The 1769-nt window shown below is 63.7% G+C and carries 1 pseudogene; it reads left to right on the top strand.

The window, feature by feature from the left end:
- Positions 1 to 1769, top strand: a pseudogene (locus EN984_RS33410) (DNA-directed RNA polymerase subunit beta'); the annotation flags it as partial.

Raw genomic sequence — 1769 nt, forward strand, 5'->3', positions numbered from 1 at the left:
AAATCATCGAGACGCCGATCATCTCGAACTTCAAGGAAGGCCTGACCGTGCTCGAGTACTTCAACTCGACGCACGGCGCCCGCAAGGGTCTGGGCGACACCGCCTTGAAGACGGCGAACTCGGGTTACCTCACCCGTCGTCTGGTCGACGTGGCGCAGGATTGCATCGTCAACTCCGTCGACTGCGGCACCGACAAGGGCCTCACCATGCAGCCGATCGTCGATGCCGGTCAGGTCGTCGCTTCGGTCGGCCAGCGCGTGCTGGGCCGTACGTCGCTCGACGACATCACCCATCCGGTGTCGGGCGAGATCCTGGTCAAGGCCGGAACGCTGATGGACGAGCGTGACGTGGAACAGATCGAAAAGGCCGGCGTCCAGTCGGTCCGCATCCGCTCGGCACTGACTTGCGAAGTCAGGGTTGGCGTCTGCGCGGTCTGCTACGGTCGCGATCTGGCCCGCGGCACCCCGGTCAATCAGGGCGAAGCCGTCGGCGTCATCGCGGCGCAGTCGATCGGCGAGCCGGGCACCCAGCTCACCATGCGTACCTTCCACATGGGCGGTACCGCGCAGGTCGTGGACAGCTCGTTCCTTGAAGCCTCGTATGAGGGCAAGGTCGAGATCCGCAACCGCAACGTGGTGCGCAACTCCGACGGCCAGCAGATGGTCATGGGCCGCAACATGGCGGTTCTGATCCTCGACGAAGCCGGCAAGGAGCGCGCCTCGCACCGCCTCACCTATGGTTCGCGCATCTTCGTGGACGATGGTGACAAGGTGAAGCGCGGCCAGCGTATCGCCGAGTGGGATCCCTATACCCGTCCGGTCCTCACCGAAATCGAGGGCAGGGTGTCGTACGAGGATCTGGTCGACGGCATTTCCGTTCAGGAAACGGCCGACGAGTCGACCGGCATCACCAAGCGTGAGGTCATCGACTGGCGCTCGACGCCACGCGGCAACGACCTGAAGCCGGCGATTGCGATCCAGGACGCCAAGGGCAAGGTCGGCAAGCTGTCGAAGGGCGGCGACGCCCGCTTCCTGCTCTCGGTCGAGGCCATTCTTTCGGTCGAGCCGGGTTCGCAGGTTCGCCCCGGCGACGTGCTGGCGCGTATTCCGATGGAAAGCGCCAAGACCAAGGACATCACCGGCGGTCTGCCGCGTGTTGCCGAGCTGTTCGAGGCACGTCGTCCGAAGGATCACGCCATCATCGCCGAGATCGACGGCACGATCCGCTTCGGCCGCGACTACAAGAACAAGCGTCGCATCATCATCGAGCCGCATGACTCGACGCTTGAGCCGGTCGAATACCTGATCCCGAAGGGCAAGCCGTTCCATCTCCAGGACGGCGACGTCATCGAGAAGGGCGACTACATCCTCGACGGCAATCCGGCGCCGCACGACATCCTGGCGATCAAGGGCGTGGAGGCACTTGCTTCCTACCTCGTCAACGAGATCCAGGAAGTCTATCGTCTGCAGGGCGTGTCGATCAACGACAAGCACATCGAGGTGATTGTTCGCCAGATGCTGCAGAAGGTCGAGATCACGGTGCAGGGCGATTCGACCTACATCCCGGGCGATCATGTCGACGTGATCGAACTGGAAGAGGTCAACGAGCGTCTGGTCGAGGACGGCAAGAAGCCGGCCGAAGGCCTGCCGGTGCTGCTCGGCATCACCAAGGCATCGCTGCAGACGCCGTCCTTCATCTCGGCCGCCTCCTTCCAGGAAACGACCCGGGTGCTGACGGAGGCTGCGGTTGCCGGCAAGACCGACATGCTG

This window comes from Mesorhizobium sp. M7A.F.Ca.CA.004.12.1.1 (genome assembly GCF_003997835.1).
Lineage (GTDB): Bacteria > Pseudomonadota > Alphaproteobacteria > Rhizobiales > Rhizobiaceae > Mesorhizobium.